19 protein-coding genes are annotated in these 22335 nt (G+C 71.8%); 11 read left to right on the top strand and 8 right to left on the bottom strand.

The window, feature by feature from the left end; genetic code table 11:
- The first annotated feature begins 26 nt into the window (after nucleotides 1-26).
- Both selA and ACWEVS_RS27740 read left to right on the top strand, forming a co-directional pair.
- Nucleotides 27-1313: an L-seryl-tRNA(Sec) selenium transferase gene (gene selA / locus ACWEVS_RS27745; protein WP_452553985.1), complete on the top strand. Its 1287-nt coding sequence runs from the start codon at nucleotides 27-29 to the stop codon at nucleotides 1311-1313.
- Nucleotides 1304-3202, top strand: coding sequence for a SelB domain-containing protein (locus ACWEVS_RS27740; protein WP_452553984.1), 1899 nt, complete (start codon nucleotides 1304-1306; stop codon nucleotides 3200-3202). Before selA ends, ACWEVS_RS27740 begins: the two co-directional genes overlap by 10 nt.
- Before the next feature lie 18 nt (nucleotides 3203-3220).
- Here ACWEVS_RS27740 and ACWEVS_RS27735 read toward each other — a convergent pair whose 3' ends face one another.
- A complete protein-coding gene (locus tag ACWEVS_RS27735) occupies nucleotides 3221-3928 on the bottom strand; it encodes a TetR/AcrR family transcriptional regulator C-terminal domain-containing protein (protein ID WP_449929115.1) in 708 nt (235 codons plus the stop codon).
- 55 nt (nucleotides 3929-3983) lie between these two features.
- Here ACWEVS_RS27735 and ACWEVS_RS27730 point away from each other — a divergent pair, with 55 nt between their 5' ends.
- Complete coding sequence (locus tag ACWEVS_RS27730; protein WP_452553983.1) at nucleotides 3984-5435, top strand: MFS transporter; 1452 nt, start codon at nucleotides 3984-3986, stop codon at nucleotides 5433-5435.
- Nucleotides 5436-5526: 91 nt separating this feature from the next.
- Here the strand turns inward: ACWEVS_RS27730 and ACWEVS_RS27725 are convergent, their stop codons facing one another.
- Nucleotides 5527-6231, bottom strand: coding sequence for an alternative oxidase (locus ACWEVS_RS27725; protein WP_452553982.1), 705 nt, complete (start codon nucleotides 6229-6231; stop codon nucleotides 5527-5529).
- Between the two features lie 310 nt (nucleotides 6232-6541).
- Here ACWEVS_RS27725 and ACWEVS_RS27720 point away from each other — a divergent pair, with 310 nt between their 5' ends.
- From ACWEVS_RS27720 to ACWEVS_RS27700, 5 genes are all read left to right on the top strand, one after another.
- The gene (locus ACWEVS_RS27720; protein WP_452418625.1) at nucleotides 6542-7816 is read left to right on the top strand and encodes an aspartate aminotransferase family protein; all 1275 of its coding nucleotides are present in this window, start codon (nucleotides 6542-6544) and stop codon (nucleotides 7814-7816) included.
- Nucleotides 7803-9308 carry a CoA-acylating methylmalonate-semialdehyde dehydrogenase gene (locus ACWEVS_RS27715; RefSeq protein ID WP_354917860.1) on the top strand — a complete coding sequence of 502 codons (1506 nt, stop codon included), beginning with the start codon at nucleotides 7803-7805 and terminating at the stop codon, nucleotides 9306-9308. The genes ACWEVS_RS27720 and ACWEVS_RS27715 overlap by 14 nt, the downstream gene beginning before the upstream one ends.
- A gap of 194 nt (nucleotides 9309-9502) precedes the next feature.
- On the top strand, nucleotides 9503-10699 hold the full coding sequence (locus tag ACWEVS_RS27710; protein ID WP_452553981.1) for an extracellular solute-binding protein: 1197 nt from the start codon (nucleotides 9503-9505) through the stop codon (nucleotides 10697-10699).
- A 212-nt stretch (nucleotides 10700-10911) separates the two neighbouring features.
- Nucleotides 10912-12000 (top strand): LLM class flavin-dependent oxidoreductase, encoded by a 1089-nt coding sequence (locus ACWEVS_RS27705; RefSeq protein ID WP_449929125.1) that lies wholly within the window; start codon nucleotides 10912-10914, stop codon nucleotides 11998-12000.
- Between the two features lie 3 nt (nucleotides 12001-12003).
- Nucleotides 12004-12585: an FMN reductase gene (locus tag ACWEVS_RS27700; RefSeq protein WP_449929127.1), complete on the top strand. Its 582-nt coding sequence runs from the start codon at nucleotides 12004-12006 to the stop codon at nucleotides 12583-12585.
- 50 nt (nucleotides 12586-12635) lie between these two features.
- On the opposite strand, the gene ACWEVS_RS27695 is transcribed toward ACWEVS_RS27700, so the two are convergent.
- Complete coding sequence (locus ACWEVS_RS27695; protein WP_449929129.1) at nucleotides 12636-14063, bottom strand: aldehyde dehydrogenase family protein; 1428 nt, start codon at nucleotides 14061-14063, stop codon at nucleotides 12636-12638.
- A 214-nt stretch (nucleotides 14064-14277) separates the two neighbouring features.
- Between ACWEVS_RS27695 and ACWEVS_RS27690 the strand changes: the two genes are divergently transcribed.
- Nucleotides 14278-14904 carry a TetR/AcrR family transcriptional regulator gene (locus ACWEVS_RS27690; RefSeq protein ID WP_452418627.1) on the top strand — a complete coding sequence of 209 codons (627 nt, stop codon included), beginning with the start codon at nucleotides 14278-14280 and terminating at the stop codon, nucleotides 14902-14904.
- Here the strand turns inward: ACWEVS_RS27690 and ACWEVS_RS27685 are convergent.
- Entirely contained in the window at nucleotides 14861-16282 is a 1422-nt protein-coding gene (locus ACWEVS_RS27685) for a PucR family transcriptional regulator (RefSeq protein WP_452553980.1), read from the bottom strand. The two genes, ACWEVS_RS27690 and ACWEVS_RS27685, sit on opposite strands and share 44 nt — an antisense overlap.
- Nucleotides 16283-16407: 125 nt before the next feature.
- Here ACWEVS_RS27685 and gabT point away from each other — a divergent pair, with 125 nt between their 5' ends.
- Together gabT and ACWEVS_RS27675 are read left to right on the top strand one after the other, a co-directional pair.
- A complete protein-coding gene (gene gabT / locus ACWEVS_RS27680) occupies nucleotides 16408-17754 on the top strand; it encodes a 4-aminobutyrate--2-oxoglutarate transaminase (RefSeq protein WP_354917880.1) in 1347 nt (448 codons plus the stop codon).
- 152 nt (nucleotides 17755-17906) lie between these two features.
- Nucleotides 17907-18131: a hypothetical protein gene (locus ACWEVS_RS27675; protein WP_354917882.1), complete on the top strand. Its 225-nt coding sequence runs from the start codon at nucleotides 17907-17909 to the stop codon at nucleotides 18129-18131.
- On the opposite strand, the gene ACWEVS_RS27670 is transcribed toward ACWEVS_RS27675, so the two are convergent.
- From ACWEVS_RS27670 to ACWEVS_RS27655, 4 genes are all read right to left on the bottom strand, one after another.
- The gene (locus tag ACWEVS_RS27670) at nucleotides 18128-19348 is read right to left on the bottom strand and encodes a saccharopine dehydrogenase family protein (RefSeq protein ID WP_452553979.1); all 1221 of its coding nucleotides are present in this window, start codon (nucleotides 19346-19348) and stop codon (nucleotides 18128-18130) included. The genes ACWEVS_RS27675 and ACWEVS_RS27670 overlap by 4 nt on opposite strands.
- Before the next feature lie 82 nt (nucleotides 19349-19430).
- A complete protein-coding gene (locus tag ACWEVS_RS27665; RefSeq protein WP_452553978.1) occupies nucleotides 19431-19871 on the bottom strand; it encodes a GNAT family N-acetyltransferase in 441 nt (146 codons plus the stop codon).
- Between the two features lie 96 nt (nucleotides 19872-19967).
- Nucleotides 19968-21170, bottom strand: coding sequence for a trypsin-like serine peptidase (locus ACWEVS_RS27660; protein WP_452553977.1), 1203 nt, complete (start codon nucleotides 21168-21170; stop codon nucleotides 19968-19970).
- Nucleotides 21171-21226: 56 nt separating this feature from the next.
- Nucleotides 21227-22219, bottom strand: coding sequence for a trypsin-like serine peptidase (locus ACWEVS_RS27655; protein WP_354917893.1), 993 nt, complete (start codon nucleotides 22217-22219; stop codon nucleotides 21227-21229).
- Between the last annotated feature and the right edge of the window lie 116 nt (nucleotides 22220-22335).

Raw genomic sequence — 22335 nt, 5'->3', positions numbered from 1 at the left:
CTCTAGAGGCATCTATCTTGATCGACATGACCGATCCGCGGCGATTCATCCCACGAACGGATGCCGTGCTCGCCGACCCTCGGCTCCATGAGGCCACGGTACGGCTGGGCCGTACCCGGGTGAAAGCCGCCGTCGCCGAGGCGCAGCGGCGCGCCAGGCAAGGTGACATCGCGCCCGGCGAGGTGGTGGCGGCGGTCCTCGACGAGCTGAGCGGGTCGGGTCCGCGCAGGGTCGTCAACGCCACCGGCGTGCTCCTGCACACCAACCTCGGCAGGGCGCCGCTGTCACCGGCGGCGATCGAGGCCGTGCGGGCCGCCGCCGGCACCACCGACGTGGAGCTGGACCTGGCCACCGGACGCAGGGGACGGCGGGGCAGGGGCGCCTTGGCGGCGCTGGCCAGGGCGGTCCCCGAGGCCGGCGCCGTGCACGTGGTCAACAACAACGCCGCGGCGCTCGTGCTGGCGGCCACGGCGCTGGCCCAGGGGCGCGAGATCGTGGTCAGCAGGGGCGAGCTCGTCGAGATCGGCGACGGTTTCCGGCTGCCCGACCTGCTCGCCTCGACCGGGGCGCGGCTGCGCGAGGTGGGCACCACCAACAGGACGCGCGTCGCCGACTACGCCGACGCCGTCGGCCCCGACACCGGGTTCGTGCTGAAGGTGCACCCGTCCAACTACCGCATCGAGGGTTTCACGGCGACACCGGAGATCGCCGAGCTGGCCGGGCTCGGCGTGCCGCTGGTCGCCGACGCGGGGTCCGGGCTGCTGCGGCCCGAGCCCGCGCTGCCCGGCGAGCCCGACGCGGCCACCTGGCTCGCGCAGGGCGCCGACCTGGTCACCGCCAGCGGCGACAAGCTGCTCGGCGGCCCGCAGTGCGGCCTGCTGCTGGGCCGGGCCGACCTGATCGACCGGCTGCGCCGCCACCCGCTGGCCCGCGCGCTGCGGGTGGACAAGCTCACGCTCGCGGCGCTCGAGGTCACGGTCGAGGGGCCGCCGCCGCCGACGGCGCTGGCCCTGCACGCCGACCCCGCCGACCTGCTGGCCAGGGCCACGACGCTCGCCGTACGGCTGGCCGGCAAGGGGCTGGCGGCCGAGGCCGTGACCAGCGTGGCCCGCGTCGGCGGCGGCGGCGCGCCCGGCGTCGAGCTGCCGAGCGCCGCCGTCGCCCTGGACGAGTGGCTCGCCGAGCCGCTGCGGCTGGGCGAGCCGCCCGTCCTCGGCCGCGTCGAGCGCGGGCGCTGCCTGCTCGACCTGCGGGCGCTGGCCCCTGACGACGACCGGATCCTGTTCGACGCGGTGGTGGCCGCATGCGGGTGATCGCCACCGCGGGACACGTCGACCACGGCAAGTCCACGCTGCTGCGCACGCTGACCGGGATGGAGCCCGACCGCTGGGAGGAGGAGCGCCGGCGCGGGCTGACCATCGACCTCGGCTTCGTGTGGACCGGCGACCTCGCCTTCGTCGACGTGCCGGGCCACGAGCGCTTCCTGACCAACATGCTGGCAGGCGTGGGCCCGGTGCCCGCCGTGCTGTTCGTCGTGGCGGCCGACGAGGGCTGGCGGGTGCAGTCGCAGGAGCACCTCGACGCCGTCACCGCGCTGGGCATCGCGCACGGGGTGCTCGCGATCACCAGGGCTGACCTGGCCGACCCGGCGGCGGCGCTGGCCGAGGCGCGGGCCGGCCTCGAGGGCACCACGCTGGAGGGCATCCCGGCGGTGGCCGTCAGCGCCCGCACCGGCGCGGGCATGCCGGAGCTGCGCGCCGCCCTCGCGGCGTTGGCGGCGGCGCTGCCCGACCCTGATCCGGCGTCCGACGTGCGGCTGTGGATCGACAGGGTGTTCACGATCTCGGGACGGGGCACCGTCGTCACCGGCACGCTCGGCGCGGGCCGGCTGGCGACCGGCGACACCCTGCGGGCCGGCGGCCGGACCCTGCGGGTGCGCGGCCTGCACAGCCTCGGGCAGGCGTGCGACGAGATCGCCGGGCCCGCCCGGGTGGCGGTCAACGTGCGCGGCGCCGCCGCCGACGGTCTGCGGCGCGGCGACGTGCTGGTCACGCGGGGCCGCTGGCTGCCCACCGCGGTCCTGGACGTACGGCTGACGCCGCCGGGGGACACGCCGCGACGACCGCCCCGCCAGGCGGTGTGGCACATCGGATCGGCCGGCGTGCCGGCCACCGTCAGACGGCTGGGGGACGACACGGCCAGGATCGTCCTGGCGCAGTCGCTGCCGCTGCGGATCGGCGACCGGGCCCTGCTGCGCGACCCCGGCAGCCGCCACCTGTGGGGGGCCACGGTCCTCGACGTCCGGCCGCCGGAGCTGCGGCGCCGCGGCGCGGCCGGACAGCGGGCGGCCGAGCTCGCGGCCATGGACGGCCGCGCCGACCTCGCCGCCGAGCTGGCCAGGCGCGCTCTGGCCCGGCGTGACGACCTGGCCGCCATGGGCGTGCCCGGCACCGGCACCCACGGCATCGGCACCGGCACCCACGGCATCGGCACCGGCACCCCCGGCATCGGCACCGGCACCGGCACCCCCGGCACCCCCGCCGACGGCGCCCCCCGCACCGGCACCTCCGGCGCCGACGACCCCGGCGGGGCGGTGGTCGTGGGTGAGTGGCTGGTGGACCCCGCCGCGTGGGCGGCCTGGCGGGACCGGCTGGCCGGGCTCGTCGAGGCGCGGGCCGCGCGCGATCCGCTGGACCCGGGGCTGCCCGTGGAGGCGGCCCGGCAGGCCCTCGGGCTGCCCGACAGGGCGCTGGTGGACGCGCTCGCCGCGCCCCTGCGGCTGAAGAGGGAACGGGGACGGCTGCTGCCGCCGACGGCGGCGCTCCCACCCGCCACCGAGCGGGCGGTCCGCGCGCTGGAGGCCGGATGGGCGGCCGAGCCCTTCGCCGCTCCCGACAGCGACCGGCTGGCCGCCCTCGGCCTGGACGCCCGCGCTCTGGCCGCGGCCGAGGCCGCCGGGCGGCTCACGCGCCTGGCGCCGGGCGTCGTCCTGCCGCCCGACGCCGCCGGACGGGCGGTCGCCGTACTCGCCACCCTGCCCCGCACGTTCACCACGGCGCAGGCCAGGCAGGCGCTCGGCACCTCCCGCCGCGTCGCGATCCCGCTGCTGGAGAGCCTCGACGCGGCGGGGGTCACCCGCAGGGCGTCGGACGGCGAGCGGGAACTCGTGCGGTCCGCACGGCGGCCGGAGGTCGCCGGCTGACCGGTTCGGGCCGCACGATCAGGCGCCGAGCCGCCGCTCCAGGCCGTCGAGCACGCACAGCAGGCCGAAGTCGAAGTTCACCGCGCGGAGGGTGCGCTCGTCGTGCCGGGCGTACTCGTCGGCACGGGCGATGAGCTCGGGATAGCCGGCCGCCGCCTTCCGCACGACCTCCCGCATGCTCTCGGCGTCGTAGGAACCGGACTGCGACAAGGCCTGCCAGGCGACCTCGGGGATGGTCGCGCCCATCACGTACGCGGTGATCGCCGAGCCCGCGTAGTCCTGGTCCATCCCGCGGAACCCGGCGAGCCTGAGCGCCGTGCGCAGCATGTCGCCCGCGCGCAGTGACTTGGGGCCGATCGCGGGCATCCGGCCGATCAGGTTCCCGGCCCAAGGGTGCGACAGGATCGCCTGCCGGACGCCGTGCGCGAAGGCGGAGGCGGCGTCCTTCCAGCCCACCACCTCGACGTCGAGGTCCGGGACCTCGCCCCAGATCTCGTCGAAGGCCAGCTCGAGCAGTTCGTCCTTGTTGGCCACGTGCCAGTAGAGGCTGGTGGCCCCCGCGCCCAGCTTGGCGCCGAGCTTGCGCATGCTCAGCGCGTCGAGACCGTCGGCGTCGAGCAGTTCCAGGGCGGCCTTGACGATCTGCTCGCGGGTGAGCCCCTGGCCCTGGGGTCTGCTCTGCCGGGGTTCGCGGGCCCACACCGAGGTGAACTGCTTGGTGGTCACGCCCTCAGCATAAAACTACTCGCACACTGTACGAGTCTTGTCGTACGGTGTGCGAGTGAACTCGAACGCTGTACGAGACCCGCGACGCTGGTGGTCTCTCGTCGTCCTGTGCCTTGCCCTCCTGCCGCTGGTCGTGGACAGCACCGTGCTCAACGTGGCGATCCCGACCCTCATGCGGGACCTCGGGGCCAGCCCCTCGGAGATCCAGTGGATCCTCGACTCCTACGTGCTCGTCTTCGCGGGCCTGCTGCTGACCACTGGAAGCCTGTCCGACCGGTACGGCAGGCGCCGCTTCCTCATCATCGGCCTGGCCGTCTTCGGCGGCGCCTCGCTCCTCGCCGTGCTGGCCGCCGAACCGTGGCAGCTCATCGCCGCCCGAGGGCTGATGGGGGTGGGCGGCGCCATCCTCATGCCCTCCACCCTGTCCATCCTGATCACCACCTTCGACGCCGACGAGCGGCGCAAGGCGATGGCCGCGTGGAGCGCCGTCGCGATGCTCGGCGTGATCGCGGGCCCGATCGTGGGCGGCCTCATCATCGCGAACTACTGGTGGGGCTCGGTCTTCCTGCTCAACGCCCCCATCGCGGTGATCGGCATCATCGCCGCCGTCGTCCTCATGCCCGAGACGCGCGGTCCTGCGCGCAGGCTGGACCCGCTGGGCGTCGTGCTGTCGGTCGTCGGGCTGTTCTCGCTGGTCTACGTCGTCATCGAGCGCACGTGGAACCCCGTGATGATCGCCCTGGCCGTGCTGAGCCTGGGCGGCTTCATGCTGTGGGAGCGCAGGTCGGACAGCCCGATGCTGCCGCTCGGCCTGTTCGGGAACCGCAACTTCAGCGGGTCGTCGTTCTCGATCCTGCTGATGTCGTTCGGCTCCGGCGCGGTGATGCTGATGCTCACCCAGTACCTGCAGTTCGTCCTCCAGTACGGCACCGCGCAGCTCGGCGTGGCGCTGCTGCCGTACGCGATCTCGGCGGCCGTCTTCAACGGCGTCGGGGCCGGGCTCGGCCAGAAGGTCGGCAACCGGACGCTGGTCGTCACCGGCATGCTGGTGATGGGGCTGTCGTTCGTGGTGATGGCGATGGGCGGCGGCTACTGGTCGATGTTCGCGGCCTTCGTGATCATGGGCGCGGGCGGCGGGATCGCGGGGCCCGCGGCGTACGCGACGCTCATGGGCGCGGTGCCGGTGGAGCACGCCGGTGTCGGTTCGGCGCTGAACGACACCATCCAGCAGGTGGGCATGGCCCTCAGCATCGCCGCCCTGGGCAGCGTGCTGGCGGGGGTGTACACCTCGTCGATGCCCGAGTCGGCGCCCGCCGCCGCGCGGGAGTCGATCGCCCAGGCGGTACAGCTGTCCCCCGAGATCGCCGCGGCCGGCAGGGAGGCGTTCAGCGCGGCGATGACCACGGGCGCCTGGATCGGTGCGGCGTCGTGCCTGGCGGCCGCCCTCCTCGCCCTGGCGGTGCTGCGCCCGGCGGCGCCGGTCGCGCCCGTCCCCGCCGAGGTCTGACCCGCCGTGCTCGCCGGCCGCGGGGAGGGGCCGGGGCCCCGTGACCGGCCCCTCGACCCGCGGCCGGGGCCGAAGGCACCCGCGCGGAATGTCATCGGGCGGAGGAGTAGCGCGGGCTCTTGAGGTTCTCCAGGCTGTCCAGCTTGTGCACGCGCTCGTCGTGCCCGATCTGGCGCAGCAGGTCGGCCACCGACCGGTGGCGCCCGTACTCCGCCGCGTACGTCCCGGGGTCGGGCATGAACTCCAGCTCCGGGTTCTCCGCCACGAACGTCATGTACTCGTGCTCGGCGTGGTCCTCGAACTCGGCGTTGAGCCGGTAGGCGGCCTCGGGCCTGACCAGGAACAGCACCCACGAGACGTGGTAGTAGAAGAACGAGATGAACCAGGGCGCCACCTTGTGCAGCAGCCAGTTCTGCCTCATCCCGTCGCGCTCGATCAGGTCCTGCATGATCAGCAGGTGCCACTGCTCGTTGTCCTGGTCGGAGCGGGCCTCGACGATCCGCTCGAAGACCCGCTTGGCGAGGGCCGACCGGCCGGCGTAGCGGTGCACGCCCCAGTAGCCCACCCGCTCCCACGCCTGGTACGGCACGCGGGCGATGATCTCCAGCATCGCGAACTTGGTGAACGATCCCCGCTTGCCGTACAGGAGGTCGACGGGCTTGAACATCATCCTGGCCAGCAGGCTGTAGGCCATGCGCGGGGTGGCCAGGGTGTCGCGCTGCGCCCTGAGCAGCGCCTCGCGGTCGAGCTTCGGCGGACCGGCGGGGGCCTCGGGACGGTCGATCGTGATGGTCATCTCGGGTCTCCTCTTTCGTCGATGACCCGATGGTGCTCGACCGGAGCCCGCGCGGGCGTCCGCCGCCGGATGGCATTCGGCGTGCCTCTGGCGGTGTAGCGGGTGGAGACGGGGTACGCCGCCAGGCGCACGGGACATCCCCTAGGGGGTGGGGGCGGGGCGCGTCACCCGGGGGACGGCGGGCGGGCCGGCCGGGGCGGGAAGTCACGATGTCCTGACACATTCTGTGTGGGCAGAGTGTAAGCGGAAATTGCGTCATGCCGACACGTTGGCAGTGGGATGTTCAGTGAATAACCGCGATACTCGGAGCATGTCGGACCTTCTCGCGCGCCACAGGGCGGTAATCCCCAACTGGGTGGCCCTCTACTACAACGAGCCCATCGAGATCGTCAGCGGCAAGGGCAACCGTGTCGTCGACGCTTCGGGCAAGAGCTACCTCGACTTCTTCGCAGGAATCCTCACCAACATGATCGGGTACGACGTGCCCGAGGTCCGTGAGGCCGTCGAGCGTCAGCTGGCCACGGGCGTCGTGCACACCAGTACCGTCTACCTGCTGCGCGGCCAGATCGAGCTGGCCGAGAAGATCGCCAGGCTCTCCGGCATCCCCGACGCGAAGGTCTTCTTCACCAACTCGGGCACCGAGGCCAACGAGACGGCCCTGCTGCTGGCCACCTACGCGCGCAAGTCCGACCAGGTGCTGGCCATGCGGCAGAGCTACCACGGCCGTTCCTTCGGCGCGATCGGCGTCACCTCCAACCGCGCGTGGAAGAACAACTCCTACTCGCCGGTCAACGCGACGTTCCTGCACGGCGCCGACCGCCACCTGCCCCAGTTCGCGGGCCTGTCCGACGCCGACTACATCAAGGTCTGCGTCGAGGACCTGCGCCACGTGCTGGCCACCGGCGTCTCCAACGACGTCGCCGCGCTCATCGCCGAGCCGATCCAGGGCGTGGGCGGCTTCACGATGGCCCCCGACGGGCTGTTCGCCGCCTACAAGGAGGTGCTCGACGAGGAGGGGATCCTGTTCATCTCCGACGAGGTGCAGACCGGCTGGGGCCGGACGGGCTCGGCCTTCTTCGGGATCCAGAACCACGGCGTGACCCCCGACATGATGACCTTCGCCAAGGGCCTGGGCAACGGGTTCGCGGTCGGCGGCATCGTGGCCCGCGGCGACCTGCTCGACAACCTGCACGCGGTGGGCCTGGCCACCTTCGGCGGCAACCCGATCTCGATGGCCGCCGCCAACGCCACGCTCGACTACGTCCTCGACCACGACCTGCAGGCCAACGCGGCCAGGACGGGCGCCCTCATCATCGACGGGCTGCGCGAGGCCGCCAAGCGGCTGCCGATCGTGACCTCCGTCCGCGGCAAGGGCCTGATGTTCGCGGTGGAGCTGGCCAGCTCCGAGCTCGCCGCCAGGTTCATGGAGGAGTCCAAGAAGCTCGGTCTGCTCGCGGGCAAGGGCGGCCTGTACGGCACGGCGATCCGCATGGCGCCCCCGCTCACCCTGACGATGGACGAGGCGGCAGAGGGCCTCGGCATCATCGTCAACGCTCTGGAGACCATCAACGATGAAGTTCGTTAACCACTGGATCAACGGCTCTCGGGTCGACGGCGACAGCCGCACGACCGAGATCTTCAACCCGGCGACGGGTGAGGTCAGCGGCAAGGTGGCGATGGCCTCAGCGGCCGACGTGGACGCCGCCGTCGCCGCTGCGGTCGGGGCCTTCCCCGCCTGGCGCGACGCCTCGCTCGTCAAGCGGTCGCAGGTGCTCTTCCGCTTCCGCGAGCTGATGTACGCCCACCGCGACGAGCTCGCCGCGCTGATCTCCGCCGAGCACGGCAAGGTGCACTCCGACGCGCTCGGCGAGGTGGCCAGGGGCCTGGAGGTCGTGGAGTTCGCCTGCGGGATCCCGCACCTGCTCAAGGGCGGCTTCTCGGAAGGGGTCTCGACCCGGGTCGACTCCTACTCCATCCGCCAGCCGCTCGGGGTGGTGGCGGGCATCACCCCGTTCAACTTCCCCGCGATGGTGCCGATGTGGATGTACCCCATCGCCATCGCCTGCGGCAACGCCTTCATCCTCAAGCCGTCGGAGAGGGACCCCTCGGCCTCGCTGCTCATGGCGCGGCTGTGGCAGGAGGCGGGGCTGCCCGACGGCGTCTTCAACGTCGTCCAGGGCGACAAGGTGGCGGTCGACCGCCTGCTGGAGCACGAGGACGTCAAGGCCGTCTCCTTCGTCGGCTCGACCCCGATCGCCCGCTACGTCTACGAGACCGGCACCGCGCACGGCAAGCGGGTCCAGGCGCTCGGCGGCGCGAAGAACCACATGCTGGTCCTGCCCGACGCCGATCTCGACCTGGTCGCCGACTCGGCGGTCTCGGCCGGCTTCGGCTCGGCGGGTGAGCGGTGCATGGCGATCTCGGTCGTCCTGGCCGTCGACCCGGTCGGCGACGAACTGGTGAACAAGATCGTCGAAAGGGTCGCCAAGCTGACCATCGGCCCCGGCGACGACGCGCGCTCCGAGATGGGCCCGCTGGTCACCGAGGCGCACCGCGACAAGGTGGCCTCCTACCTCGACCTGGGCCTGTCCGAGGGCGCCAAGCTCGTGGTGGACGGCAGGGAGACGCCGGTGCTCGGCGGCGGCAAGGCGGCCGACACGCCGGGCTTCTGGCTCGGCCCGACGATCCTCGACCACGTGCCCGCGGGCTCGCGCGTCCACACCGAGGAGATCTTCGGCCCCGTTCTGTCGATCGTGCGCGTCTCCTCCTACGAGGAGGGCGTGAAGCTGATCAACGGCGGCGAGTACGGCAACGGCACCGCCGTCTTCACCAACGACGGCGGCGCCGCCCGGCGCTTCCAGAACGAGGTGGAGGTCGGCATGGTCGGCATCAACGTGCCGATCCCCGTGCCGATGGCCTTCTACAGCTTCGGCGGATGGAAGGCGTCGCTGTTCGGCGACACCCACGTCCACGGTGCCGAGGGCGTGCACTTCTACACGCGCGGCAAGGTCGTCACCTCCCGCTGGCTCGACCCGTCGCACGGCGGCGTGAACCTCGGGTTCCCGACCAACAAGTAGTCAGGGCCGCGCACGGCGCGTCACGCCCCGCGGGCACCGTGCCCGCGGGGCGTTCGCGTGTCCGCGGGCGTCCGGCCAGGGAGGCGCCGGGGCGTCCGCGGCCGTCCGGGCCCGCGGGCGTCACCGGCCTGGTGCGACCGGCGCGCCGCCGCCTGCCGTCCCCGGTAAGCTCCAGGCTGGACAAGGGGGACTTCGTGAAGCACCGCATACCTGCCATGGCGGTCGCCGGCGTGGCGTGCCTGACGTTGATCGGGTGCGCGGACGCGACCGCCGGCCGGACCACCTCGGTGCGGGTCGCCCCCACCGCGAGCCCCACCCCCTCGGCCAAGCCCACACCCACCACCACACCTACCACCACGGCCACCACCACGCCCACCACCACGCCCACGGCCACGGCGAGCGCGCCGCAGAGCGACGGCACCCTGCAGATCCTCACCTACAAGGGGCATGCCGAGTGGGGCGGGGGCGGCAAGAACTGGGTGGCGGAGTTCGAGAGCAGGACGGGCTGCCGCATCGCCAGGCTGGACGTGGTGCAGACCGCGCAGGAGATGCAGGCCAAGGTGGGCGAGCGCGTCTACGACGTGATCTCGGCGGGCCCCGAGGTGGCCGCGAGCCTGATCGCCGCCGGCCAGGTGCAGCCCATCGACACCGCCAAGGTCACCGGGTACGACGAGCTGGCCGAGGAACTGCGCGAGCAGAGCGTGGTCGGCGGCAAGGTGTACGGCGTGCCGTACCTGTGGGGGGTCAACGAGATCGTCTACGACGCCGCGAAGATCAAGCCCCGCGACCGGCTCGCCCTCTACGACAGCCAGCGGTCGGCGGTGCCCGACAGCCCGCTGAGCCTGGCCGACGCGGCGGTGGCGGACGAGGTCGCCCACCCCTACGAGCTGACGACCGAGCAGCTCGACGAGGCCGTGACGCTGCTGGGCAAGAACAAGCACCGGCTCTACTGGCGGGAGCCGATCTCGCTGGTGCGGGCGTTCGCCACGGGCGAGGTCGAGATCGCGCAGGCGACGCCGTACTTCAGGATGCTGTTGCAGAAGGCGGGCAGGGACGTCAGGGCGCTGGGCGCCCCGACCACGGGCTGGGTCGACTCCTGGATGCTGAACGCGAACACGCCCAGCCTCGACTGCGCCTACCGCTGGCTGAGCCTGACGGCCACGGCCGAGACCCAGCGCGACGCCGCGGCGTGGGCGGGCCTGGCCCCCGCCAACCCCGCGGCGTGCAAGGGACGGGCGAAGCGGATCTGCGCGGCCTACGAAGCCGACGACCCGGCGAAGCTGAAAAAGATCACCTTTGCGGTACGCCCACCGGGGGATTGCAAACCCCGGGACGGGGAATGCACTGACTACGCCACCTGGACCAAACGGTGGAGTGAACTGGTGGGTTGATCGGGGGCCTGTCGACCTTCGCTTGACCATGCCGCGGGCGTGCCCGTCCCCCCGCTGGGCGACGCTCGCCAGGGGCGTCCCGGGTGTTTCCCCCGACCCCGGGGCGCTCCTTTCTTTTACCCCCCGTTGCCACGTCCTGCCGGGTGGAATATCCTGCGAGTGGTCACTGTTCATGACGATTGAAACTTCAACATGAAGGAGCGGAGATCGCCATGCAGTTCGGTATCTTCACGGTCAGCGACGTCACCACCGACCCGACCACCGGCAGGACGCCGACCGAGGCCGAGCGGATCAAGGCGATGGTCACGATCGCCCTCAAGGCCGAGGAGGTCGGCCTCGACGTCTTCGCGACCGGTGAGCACCACAACCCGCCGTTCGTCGCCTCGTCGCCCACGACGATGCTCGGCTACATCGCGGCCAGGACCGAGCGGCTCATCCTGTCGACGTCCACGACGCTGATCACCACCAACGACCCGGTGAAGATCGCCGAGGACTTCGCGATGCTGCAGCACCTGTCCGACGGCCGGGTGGACCTCATGATGGGCCGCGGCAACACCGGACCCGTCTACCCCTGGTTCGGCAAGGACATCCGCGACGGCATCCCGCTCGCCATCGAGAACTACTCGCTGCTGCACCGGCTGTGGCGGGAGCCGGTCGTCGACTGGGAGGGCCGCTTCCGCACCCCGCTGCAGGGCTACACCTCGACGCCGGCGCCGCTCGACGGCGTGCCGCCGTTCGTCTGGCACGGCTCCATCCGCAGCCCCGAGATCGCCGAGCAGGCCGCCTACTACGGTGACGGCTTCTTCGCCAACAACATCTTCTGGCCGAAGGAGCACTACCAGCGGCTGATCAGCCTGTACCGGCGGCGTTACGCGCACTACGGCCACGGCCTGCCCGAGGAGGCCATCGTCGGGCTCGGCGGTCAGGTGTTCATGCGGAAGAACTCCCAGGACGCGATCCGCGAGTTCCGCCCGTACTTCGACAACGCCCCCGTGTACGGCCACGGCCCCTCGCTCGAGGAGTTCATGGCCGAGACCCCGCTCACGGTCGGCAGCCCCGACCAGGTCATCGAGCGGACGCTCAAGTTCAGGGAGTACTTCGGCGACTACCAGCGCCAGCTGTTCCTGATGGACCACGCCGGCCTGCCGCTGAAGACCGTGCTGGAGCAGCTCGACATCCTGGGCGAGGAGGTCGTGCCCGTGCTCCGCAAGGAGTTCGCCGTCGGCCGTCCGGCCAACGTGCCCGACGCCCCCACCCACCAGTCGCTGCTGGCCAAGGCCACCGCTGCCGTAGGAGTGTGACCCATGAAGCTCGCCGTCGTCTCGGCCGGTCTCAGCCAGCCGTCCTCGACCCGCCTGCTCGCCGACCGCCTGGCGGCGGCGAGCGCCGCGCGGCTGCCCGGGGCGGAGATCGAGGTCATCGAGCTGCGCGACCTGGCCGTCGACATCGCCAACAACCTGGTCACCGGGTTCCCCGGCGCCAAGCTGCGCCGCGCCGTCGAGGCGGTCACCTCGGCCGACGGCCTGATCGCCGTCACGCCGATCTTCACCGCCTCCTACAGCGGCCTGTTCAAGTCGTTCTTCGACGTGATCGAGAACGACGCCCTCGCCGGCAAGCCGGTGCTGATCGCCGCGACCGGCGGTACGGCCAGGCACTCCCTGGCGCTGGAGCACGCGCTGCGGCCGATGTTCGCCTACCTGCGGGCGATCGTGGTGCCGACAGCCGTCTACGCGGCGTCGGAGGACTGGGGCGCCGAGGGGCTGCCCGAACGCGTCGAGCGCGCGGCCGCCGAACTGGCCGGCCTGGTGGGCGGGGCGCGGCCCGTCATCCGGGAGGACGACGAGGTCGTGCCGTTCGAACAGCAGCTGGCAGCGCTGCGGCCTTGACCAGGCGTCGAGCCTGCGGGACGGCAGCCGTCCCGCAGGCTCGCGAACGGTCAGAGGGACAGGCCCGTGAGGACCATGACCTTCTCGTAGGTGAGGTCCTCCATCGCCGAGCGGACGCCCTCGCGGCCGACACCGGACTCCTTGACGCCGCCGTAGGGCATCTGGTCGGCCCGGTACGACGGGACGTCGCCGATGATCACGCCGCCGACCTCCAGCTCGCGGTTGGCACGGAAGGCCGTGTCGAGCGAGCGGGTGAACACGCCCGCCTGCAGGCCGAATCTGGAGTTGTTGACCTCGGCGAACGCCTCGTCCACCGACGCCACCGACTTGAGGATCATGACCGGGCCGAAGACCTCCTCGCAGGAGACCTTCGAGTCCTCCGCCACGTCGGTGAGGACGGTCGGCGTGACGGTGGCGCCGTCGCGGGTGCCGCCCGCCAGCACGCGGGCGCCGGCGGCGACGGCCTCGTCCACCCACGCGGACACGCGCTCGGCGGCGGCCAGCGAGACCAGCGGTCCCACCTGGGTCTTCTCGTCGAGCGGGTCGCCGGTGACCAGGGTGGAGACCGCCGCGAGCAGCTTCTCCTCGAACGCCTCGCGCACCGACTCCTCGACGATGACCCGCTGGACGGCGATGCAGCTCTGGCCCGCCTGGTAGTTGGAGAACAGCGCCACGCGTGAGGCCGCCCAGTCGAGGTCGGCGTCGGCGAGCACGACGGCCGCGGCGTTGCCGCCGAGCTCGAGCGTCACGTGCTTGCGCGGCACCTGGTCCATGATCGCGAAGCCGACCGGCCCCGATCCGGTGAAGGACACCACGGGCAGGCGCGGGTCCTGCACCAGCGCGGCGGCGCGCTCGTTCTCGACGGGCAGGACCGAGAACATGCCGGCCGGAAGGTCCGTCTCGGCCAGGATCTCGCCCAGCACCAGCGACGACAGCGGCGTGGCGGGGGCGGGCTTGACGATGACGGGGGCGCCGACGGCGATGGCGGGAGCGACCTTGTGCGCGACGAGGTTCAGCGGGAAGTTGAACGGCGTGATCGCCAGCACGGGTCCGCGCGGCTGCCTGGTGACGTAGCCGAGGCGGCCGGTGGCGGCCGGCTCGGTGTCGAGCCGCTGCACGTCGCCCGACCAGCGCCTGGCCTCCTCGGCCGCGAAGCGGAAGGTGGAGATCGCGCGGTTGACCTCGCCGCGCGCCCAGAAGATGGGCTTGCCGTTCTCGCCGGTGATCAGCTGGGCGATCTCCTCGGCCCGCTCGGCCAGCCGCTTGGCCACGTGGGCCAGGGCCTCGGCGCGTACGTGCACCGGCAGCGCCGCGGCCTCCTTCTGTACGGCGGCCGCCGCGGCGATCGCCTCCTCGACCTGAGCCTCGGTGGGCACCGAGTAGATGCCGACCACGCGACCGTCGTGGGAGTTGGTAACGGTGAGCTCGGTGTCCCCCTTGGCGGGGCGTCCAGCGAGCCAGAAGGTGCGCACGTCCATACCTCGACGCTATGCCAGAACCCGAGGCGGGTAAGTTCTCCACGTTGCACAACAGCGAGGAGGGAGCAGGCCGTTACGAACAAACTCTCCTTCCCGATTGTGTAACGGAAGTAGTGCTATTTCGGGATGTTTAGGTTGTCGAGTGGTTTGAGGGATCTCCGTCCTGGCTAAGTCCTCTTGGTGCGGTTCCCCCGAGCGTGAAAGGCCAAGCCCCATGACCTCCACTGCGCCGCTGGGGCTTCAGGGTGCCTATCTGCTGGGCGAGCGGACATCCCACGACGAGCTGCGTGGCCGTCTCCTCGACGTCGCCGCCAACCTGCTGACCGCCGAGGGCGCCGACGGCCTGTCGATGCGCCGGATCGCCACCGAGGCGGGCTGCTCCACCACGGTCGTCTACACCATGTTCGGCAGCAGGGAGGGGCTGGCCGAGGCGCTCTACCTGGAGGGGTTCGAGCGGTTCCGCCGCTTCCTCGAAGCGGTGCCCGCCAGGAAGGACCCCTTCGAGTACCTCAGCGCCCTCGGCCCCGCCTACCGCGAGGCGTGCATGGCCGAGCCGGGCTTCTACCCGCTGATGTTCGAGAAGGCCATCCCGGGCTTCGAGCCCAGCGAGCGCGCCAGGACCCTGGCCCGCGCCGCGCTCAACATCCTCGACAGGGTGATCTCCGACTGCATCTCGGCCGGCTACCTCGTCCCCACCCAGCCGCGCAAGATCGCCGACGCGCTCTGGGCGGCCGCGCAGGGCGCCATCAGCCTCGAGCGCGCCGGCCACCTGCGTGACGGCCGCACCTACGAGGCCGTCACGACCGCGACGATCTCCGGCTACCTGGCCCCGAAGAGTTGAGCGCGACCCACAGCTCCGCGCGCACCCCTGGATCGTCGAGGTCGCGGCCGAGCAGTTCGGACACGCGCTTCATCCGGTAGCGCAGCGTGTGCCGGTGCACGCCGAGCCGTTGCGCCGCCGCGTCCCAGTGGCCGTTGGCCGTCAGGTAGGCCCGCAGCGACTCGATGAGGTCGGCCCGCGAGCCGTACTCGTTGAGCGGCGCGAGCAGAGCCGCGGCGAACGCGCCGGCGGCCGCGGGATCGAGCAGCGCCAGCAGGCCCTGCCCCGCGAGGTCGGCGAACCGCACCGTGCCGCCCGCCTTGCGCGCCGCCTCCAGCGCGCGGCCCGCCTGGTCGATGCCGCTGTCCAGGTCGGCGTACGGCACCGGCGCGCTCACCCCGGCGGGCGCTTCGCCCAGCGGGGGAACCTGCTCGACCAGCGCGATGCCACCGCTGGTGAACGTGTGCGGCTCCAGCGGCTCCAGGGTCTCCGCGTCGGCCGCCAGCACGGTGAAGGGCTCCTCGGGCAGCACCGCGCCGAGCGGGGCCAGCGCCGCGCGGGCCTGGTCGACCTCGCCGGCCAGCAGCAGCGTCAGGACGGCCGCGCGCACCCCGCGCTCGGCCGCCACCAGCGTCCGGCCCTGCTCCAGCGCGAGCGTGAGCAGCGAGCCCGCGGCGTTGACGACGGTGTGCGCGACGGGGGAGAAGGGGTGCGGCGCGCCCACGGCGAAGAAGCCCCGGATGCGCCTGGAGGCACCCCCGATCGGCTGCACGATCACGTGCTCGCCCGGCGACGACAGCGCCACGCTGGCCAGCGGCCGCTCGGCCGGGCCCGCACCGGTCGCACCGTCCTTCGAGGCGCGGCGCAACCGGTGGAGGACCGGCAGGACGGCGCCGAGACGGGCGTCCGGCGTGGCGTGCTCGACGTCGCCCGACTCGCCGAGCAGCACGGCCCAGCCGTCGACCTCCCTGGCCAGCCTGTCGATCACCGCGTGGGTGCCCTCGGGCCGCAGCGCGGCCCGTGTCAGCCTGCCCTGGGCGGCGAACGCCCTGCTGATCTCCTCGTACTGCTCGGCCGCCAGCAGGTCGCTGACCGTCTTGCCGATGGCGATGAACGGCGTCTCGCGCGGCACCTCCAGGAGCGGCAGCCCCGCCGCGGCGGCCGCCTCGACCAGCTCGGCGGGCACGTGCGCGTGGGTCAGCCCGACGGCGAAGCCGAGGCCCGCCACCCCGCGCTCCACCAGCCTGCCGACGTACGGCGCGAAGCCGGTCGTCAGGCGCATCCCCGTGGTGAGCACGAGCTCGCCGCCCTCCAGGAACGGCGTCGGATCCTCGAGCTCGCTGACCGCGACCCAGCGCACGGGGCGGTCGAGCGAACCGGCCAGCGGGATCAGGCGCATGCGGCGCACCACTGTCTGCAGAGAAGGCGCCATCGAGTGTTTGTCCATTCCGGCAAAGCGAGCTAGGCCCATTGTGCCATCGCGACACATCGGCACACGGCGCCGCCCGCCGTAGCGTCACAAGCATGAGTAACCAGCAGGGAGGTCCGGCGCTTCCGCAGGAGCGCCGCCTCGTCACCGAGATCCCAGGCCCGAAGTCGCGGGAGCTGCTCGCGCGCAAGCAGGCGGCCGTCCCGCCCGGCATCGGCACGACGCTGCCGGTCTTCGTGACGCAGGCCGGTGGCGGCGTGGTCGTCGACATCGACGGCAACTCCCTGATCGACTTCGGCTCGGGCATCGCCGTCACCAGTGTGGGCAACTCCGCGCCGCGCGTGGTCGAGCGGGTCGGCAAGCAGGTCGCCGACTTCACCCACACCTGCTTCATGGTCACGCCCTACGAGTCGTACGTCGAGGTGTGCGAGAAGCTCAACAGCCTCACGCCCGGCGACCACGAGAAGCGCTCGTTCCTGGTCAACAGCGGCGCCGAGGCCGTCGAGAACGCGGTCAAGGTCGCGCGTCTGGCCACCGGCAGGCAGGCCGTCGTCGTCTTCGACCACGGCTACCACGGGCGCACGCTGCTGACGATGACGCTCACCGCCAAGAACCTGCCCTACAAGCAGGGCTTCGGGCCGTTCGCGCCCGAGGTCTACCGGGTGCCGCTGGCCTACCCGTACCGCTGGCCGACCGGGCCCGAGAACTGCGCCGAGGAAGCCGCCGCCCAGGCCATCGACGCGATCACCAAGCAGATCGGCGCCACCAACGTGGCCGCCGTCGTCATCGAGCCGATCGCCGGCGAGGGCGGCTTCATCGAGCCGGCCAAGGGCTTCCTGCCCCGCATCGCCGAGTTCTGCCGCGAGAACGGGATCGTCTTCATCGCCGACGAGGTGCAGACCGGCTTCGCCCGTACGGGCCACCTGTTCGCCTGCGAGGACGAGGGCGTCGTGCCCGACATCATCGCCACCGCCAAGGGCATCGCCGGCGGCCTGCCGCTGGCCGCGGTGACCGGCCGCGCCGAGCTGCTGGACAAGGTGCACGTGGGCGGCCTCGGCGGCACCTACGGCGGCAACCCGCTGGCCTGCGAGGCCGCGCTCGGCGTCCTGGAGACCATCGAGGCCGAGGACCTGGTCGGCAAGGCCCGCCGCATCGGCGAGATCATGCTGCCCAGGCTGCGCGCCATGCAGGAGCGCCACGACATCATCGGCGACGTCCGCGGCCGCGGCGCGATGATCGCGATCGAGCTGGTCAAGCCCGGCACCAAGGAGCCGAACCCCGAGGCGGTGGCCGAGGTCGTCCGCAGGTGCCACGCCGAGGGCCTGCTCGTGCTGACCGCGGGCACCTACGGCAACGTGCTGCGCTTCCTGCCGCCGCTCGTCATCCCCGAGCACCTGCTGGAAGAGGGCCTCGGCATCCTCGAAAAGGCGCTGTCCGCATAACGACGCGAAAAACGGGCATCCGGCTTGCGCTGGATGCCCGTTTTTGCGTATGGCCATCGCCGAGTTTTCACTCTCGCTTGGCAACGCGCTAAACGATCACCGAGCTATAACGGTTCCGGTGCACCCCCCAGCGGCGAAGCGCGAGGAGCGTGATGGACTGGCCCGGCTTGGTGACCTTCGACGCCGACGGCATGAGTGAGGCGCAACGCGACGGTGAAGCGTGCGTCGTCTGCCACAAGCGCTGGCCGCGCCCCAGGGTGCATGTCGGCCGGCTCCCCGACGACTCCCGCGTGATGGCGTGCGCCGACTGCGCGGAGGCGTTGTTCCCGATCGTTCCGGCCGAGGTGGTGGCCTTCCCGGGCGCCAGGTACAGCTAGGCGGCCCGGTCCTCCGACTGGTCCCTCATGCCCCACGGCGAGCCGTACTCGCTGAGCAGGTCGAGGAACGGCACGGCGTCGAACGCCTCGGGACCGAGCACCCCCTCGCCCTTCCACACGCCCCGCGCGACGAGTTCCAGGGCGACCACGGGGTGGATGGCGGTCTGCCACACCACGGCCTGCGCGCCGTACTCCCGCATCGACCAGGCGTTGTCGACCACGTGGTACAGGTAGACCTCGCGCGGGCGGCCGTCCTTGCCGACGCCCTTGACCCAGGTGCCCGCGCAGGTCTTGCCGCGCATCCTGTCGCCGAGCGTCGCGGGGTCGGGCAGCCTGGCGGCGACCACGTCGCGCGGCGCCACCTCCTTGTCGCCGACCCTGACCTTGTCCGTGCCGTCGAGGCCGAGCTTGTGGAGCGTCTTCAGCACGCCGATGAACTCCTCGCCCAGGCCGTACTTGAACGTCACCCTCCTGGCGTCGATCCACCTCGGGACCAGCAGGACCTCCTCGTGCTCGACGTTCACGCACTCCACCGGGCCGATGCCCTCGGGGAAGTCGAACACCTCCGGCTCGCTGAACGGCTCGGTCGTGCGCCAGTCGCCGTCCTCCCACACCACCGGCGGGTTGAGGCACTCCTCGATCGTCGTCCAGATGGAGAAGGTCGGCGCGAAGTCGTAGCCCTCGACGACGAGGTTGGAGCCGTCCCTGATGCCCACCTCGTCGATGCTGGAGAACAGGTGGTCGGCGGCGTACCTGGCGAACACGTCCGCCAGGCCGGGCTCCACGCCCATCCCGACCAGCGCGAGCCTGCCGTTCGCGCGCCACTCGGAGTCGCGCGCGAACTGCTCGTCGCCGAGCTTCACGCCCGTCAGCTCGTACGGCCTGCGGGGGTGCGGCCTGGACAGGGACATGGCCATGTCGAGGTAGTGGGCGCCGGCCTCGAGCGCGGCCTCGAACAGGGGCATGGTGAAGCGCGGGTCCACGGCGTTGAACAGCACGTCGCAGCGGTGCTCGCGCAGGGCCGCGGCGACCTGGGCACGGTCGGCGGCGTCGAGCTGGATGGCGCTGAACCGGGGGTCGTTCACCTGGGCGACGGCCTCGGCCGCCCGGTTCTGTTTGGAGTCGGCCACCACGATGTGTTCGAAGAATTGTCGGCGGGCGGCGATGGGCACCACGGCGGAGCCGACGCCGCCGGCTCCCACAAGCAGGATTCTCATGCCGCGAACCCTACCCACTGACTGGTCATTCAGCCAAGTATCGAACGAAACCCCTGGTGAACAGAGGTGTGGGGGTGTGGGGTCAGACGCTCTTCTCGAAGCAGACGCTCTCGGCGCACCCGGCGTAGGGGCCGAAGCGGGGGATGGGGCGGTAGCCGCAGGAGGTGTAGAGCCCGATCGCCTCGTCGAACAGGCGGCCGGTCTCCAGGCGGAGCGTGCGCATGCCGTACTCGACCGCGAGCTTCTCGATCTCGGTCAGCAGCAGGCGCGCGTGACCGCGCCCGCGGTGGTCCGGGCGGACGTACATGCGCTTCAGCTCGCCCACCCCCGGCTCCAGCGGCTGGAGCCCCGCGCAGCCCGCCACCTCCTCTCCCTCGTGCAGCAGCAGGAAGGAGATGCGGGGGTCGAGGTGCTTGGGCGTGTCGTCGACGACCTCACGCTGCCGCCAGGCCAGCTCGGCCTGCTGCTCGGCGCACAACTCGACGATCCGCGGCGACTCCGCGGGAACTCTGGTGACCTGCATGGACAGGAGGCTAACGGGAGCGGTGTTTCACCCGTGTGTCATCGCTCTCACCGCTCCGCCGCCCTCCTCCGGGCAGGAACCCGGGCGGCGCGCCGGTCAGGCCCGTTCCGCGCTCGCGTACAGGGCCTTGGCGGAGTCGCCGAAGTAGGGGCCGTACATGGTGCCGCGGTCGTCGCTGTACTTGAAGCTGCTCACCGAGGTCACCATGCCGCGCCCGGTGACCGCGTCGAACGAGGTCAGCCACGGGCCGCCGCTGGAACCCGCGGTCATGTCGCAACGCAGGCCCTGGTCGCGGGTCTGCCCGTGGGGGTCCTCGGCGACCCGGCCGGCGCAGTAGATGAGCCGCTCGCCGTCGAAGGGCGGGTCGGCGGGGAAGCCGAAGCCGTAGGTCTGCCCGCCGCGGGTGGGGTTGAAGGCGATCTCCTGCATGCCGACCGCGTCGGTGACGTGCCGCCCGCCCGCGGTGTTGAGCGCGACCATGCCGAGGTCGTAGCTGTCGTCGCCGGACCGCGACCACGGGCCGGCCACGAACATGCGGCGGGCGGTGAAGGTCCCGTACGGCCGGCCGCCACCGGCCTCGTAGCCCGGCACGAACGTCCAGTTGGCCGCCCAGCTGCCGGTGCCGTCCTTGACGCAGTGGCCGGCGGTGACGACGACGTCCTTGTTGGCGCTCCTGATCGTGCTGGCCGAGCAGACGAAGTCGACGCCGTCCATCGTCAGGAACACCCGCCCCGTCGTGCGGGTGACCGCGCCTCCCGTCATCCACCGGGAGCCGCTGGTGGTCGCGGACGGGCGGCTGTTCTGCCGGCGCGGCGCGGCCACCGAGCCCGTGGCGCCGGACAGGTCGGGGGCGGTGGCCAGGCCCGCCCTGTTGCTGAGCCCGCTGAGCAGCCCGCCGTCCTTGGGCAGCACTCCCTGGGGCAGCACGTCCTTGGGAAGCACGTCCTTGGGTAGTACGTCCTTGGGTAGTACGTCCTTGGGCAGTGCACCCTCCGCCGCCGCGCCCCTGGTGAGCGAGCCCTTGGTCAGCGCGTCCTTGTCGAGCGCGCCCTTGGCCACGCTGTCGAGCAGGCCGATGGGCAGCGCCCGCGACATCCGTTGCGGTGTCCAGTAGTCGAGCACGCGGCGCTGCTCGACGGTGCTGCGCGCGGCCACGTGCTCGACGACGTCCGCCGGCCGTCGCGCGCCGGCGGCGTCCTGCTTCGACGGGTGGTGGACGGGCGCGGCGCCGATCAGTGCCGCGCCCATCATGCCCGCGACGAGCGGCGCGGACGCAAGCAGGGGGAGGCTCGAAGTCATGAGCCCCGAGTCTGCACTACAAGATGTGTCCTTGTGGTTACTTTCGGTAAATCGGCTCAGAGGGCGTTGGTGTTCTGGGCGGCGTTGTAGACGGCCTGCGCCTCGGCGCCGAAATACGGGCCGAACATCCAGTTGGGCGCGAAATTGTACTTGAAGCTGTTCACCGAATTCTGGGTGCCGAGCCCGGTCTTCTCGTCGAAGCCGACGAACCACGGACCGCCGCTCGAGCCGCCGGTCATGTTGCAGGTCAGCCCGTGGTCCTTGGACATCAGGAAGTCGTCGAAGGTCCTGCCGCTGCAGTAGATCAGCCTCGACCCGTCGTACGGCGCGGCGGCCGGGTAGCCGAAGGAGTGCATCTGCTGGCGCCGTCCCTGGTTGAAGGCCACGCCCTGCCCGCCCACGACGTCCGTCAGCGCCCTGCCCTGCAGCGGCGCGACCACGACGGCGGCGACGTCGTGGTTGATGTCCTCGCGGGCGTCCCACTGCGGGGTGGTCAGCAGCTTGGTGGCCACCCACGTGCCGTACGGCCTGGCGCCCTTGTCGTAGCCCGGCACGAACACCCAGTTGGTGTGGAAGGCGCCGCCCATCTTCACGCAGTGCCCGGCGGTCAGCACCACGCTCTTGTTGGCGCTGGTCACCGCGTTGCCCGAGCAGGAGGCGTTGCGGCCCTGGTAGGTGAAGAACACCCGCCCGGCGGTCTTGGTGATCGCGCCGCCGCCGGTCCACGCGCTGCCCGAGCTCGCCTGCGCCGCCTGCGGGTCGGTGGGCGCCGCGCTCGTCGGCGGGGCCTCCCACGGGATGCCGGTGGTGGGCTCGCCGGGCACGCCGAACGCGGCGCGCGAGCGGGGGGCGGGCGGGTTGAGCGGCTGGGCGTCCTCCATCTTCTGCGGGGTCCAGTACCGCGCGACCGCCTTCTGCTCGGTCTTGGTCTCGGCGGCCTCCTCGGTAACCGGCTTCGGTCCCGCTCCCGCCTGTGCCGACGCCGCCGGCAGGGCGGTGGCGCCGGCGGCGAGGGTGAGGATGGAAAGCAGGGCGAGTCTGCGGTGCATGCGTACCTCCATTGACCGGAACTGAGGTTGGAAGTTAGCGGCACCAATATCCAGATTTCTCAAGATTTGCTCAGACGGATATAGCGTTATTCGGACATTTATTTACATGAATTCAC

The organism is Nonomuraea sp. NPDC003754 (assembly GCF_053605785.1).
This window is presented reverse-complemented; position numbering and strand designations above follow the sequence as displayed.

Bases quoted from the DNA above. Each gene is read 5' to 3' on its own strand.
- ACWEVS_RS27675 (WP_354917882.1), top strand. From the start codon at position 17,907: ATGGACTGGCCCGGCTTGGTGACCTTCGACGCCGACGGCATGAGTGAG.
- ACWEVS_RS27670 (WP_452553979.1), bottom strand. From the start codon at position 19,348: ATGAGAATCCTGCTTGTGGGAGCCGGCGGCGTCGGCTCCGCCGTGGTG.
- ACWEVS_RS27725 (WP_452553982.1), bottom strand. From the start codon at position 6,231: ATGACCATCACGATCGACCGTCCCGAGGCCCCCGCCGGTCCGCCGAAG.
- ACWEVS_RS27705 (WP_449929125.1), top strand. From the start codon at position 10,912: ATGCAGTTCGGTATCTTCACGGTCAGCGACGTCACCACCGACCCGACC.
- ACWEVS_RS27685 (WP_452553980.1), bottom strand. From the start codon at position 16,282: ATGCGCCTGATCCCGCTGGCCGGTTCGCTCGACCGCCCCGTGCGCTGG.
- ACWEVS_RS27695 (WP_449929129.1), bottom strand. From the start codon at position 14,063: ATGGACGTGCGCACCTTCTGGCTCGCTGGACGCCCCGCCAAGGGGGAC.
- ACWEVS_RS27690 (WP_452418627.1), top strand. From the start codon at position 14,278: ATGACCTCCACTGCGCCGCTGGGGCTTCAGGGTGCCTATCTGCTGGGC.
- ACWEVS_RS27655 (WP_354917893.1), bottom strand. From the start codon at position 22,219: ATGCACCGCAGACTCGCCCTGCTTTCCATCCTCACCCTCGCCGCCGGC.
- ACWEVS_RS27715 (WP_354917860.1), top strand. From the start codon at position 7,803: ATGAAGTTCGTTAACCACTGGATCAACGGCTCTCGGGTCGACGGCGAC.
- ACWEVS_RS27660 (WP_452553977.1), bottom strand. From the start codon at position 21,170: ATGACTTCGAGCCTCCCCCTGCTTGCGTCCGCGCCGCTCGTCGCGGGC.
- ACWEVS_RS27700 (WP_449929127.1), top strand. From the start codon at position 12,004: ATGAAGCTCGCCGTCGTCTCGGCCGGTCTCAGCCAGCCGTCCTCGACC.
- ACWEVS_RS27720 (WP_452418625.1), top strand. From the start codon at position 6,542: ATGTCGGACCTTCTCGCGCGCCACAGGGCGGTAATCCCCAACTGGGTG.
- ACWEVS_RS27740 (WP_452553984.1), top strand. From the start codon at position 1,304: ATGCGGGTGATCGCCACCGCGGGACACGTCGACCACGGCAAGTCCACG.
- ACWEVS_RS27665 (WP_452553978.1), bottom strand. From the start codon at position 19,871: ATGCAGGTCACCAGAGTTCCCGCGGAGTCGCCGCGGATCGTCGAGTTG.
- selA (WP_452553985.1), top strand. From the start codon at position 27: ATGACCGATCCGCGGCGATTCATCCCACGAACGGATGCCGTGCTCGCC.
- gabT (WP_354917880.1), top strand. From the start codon at position 16,408: ATGAGTAACCAGCAGGGAGGTCCGGCGCTTCCGCAGGAGCGCCGCCTC.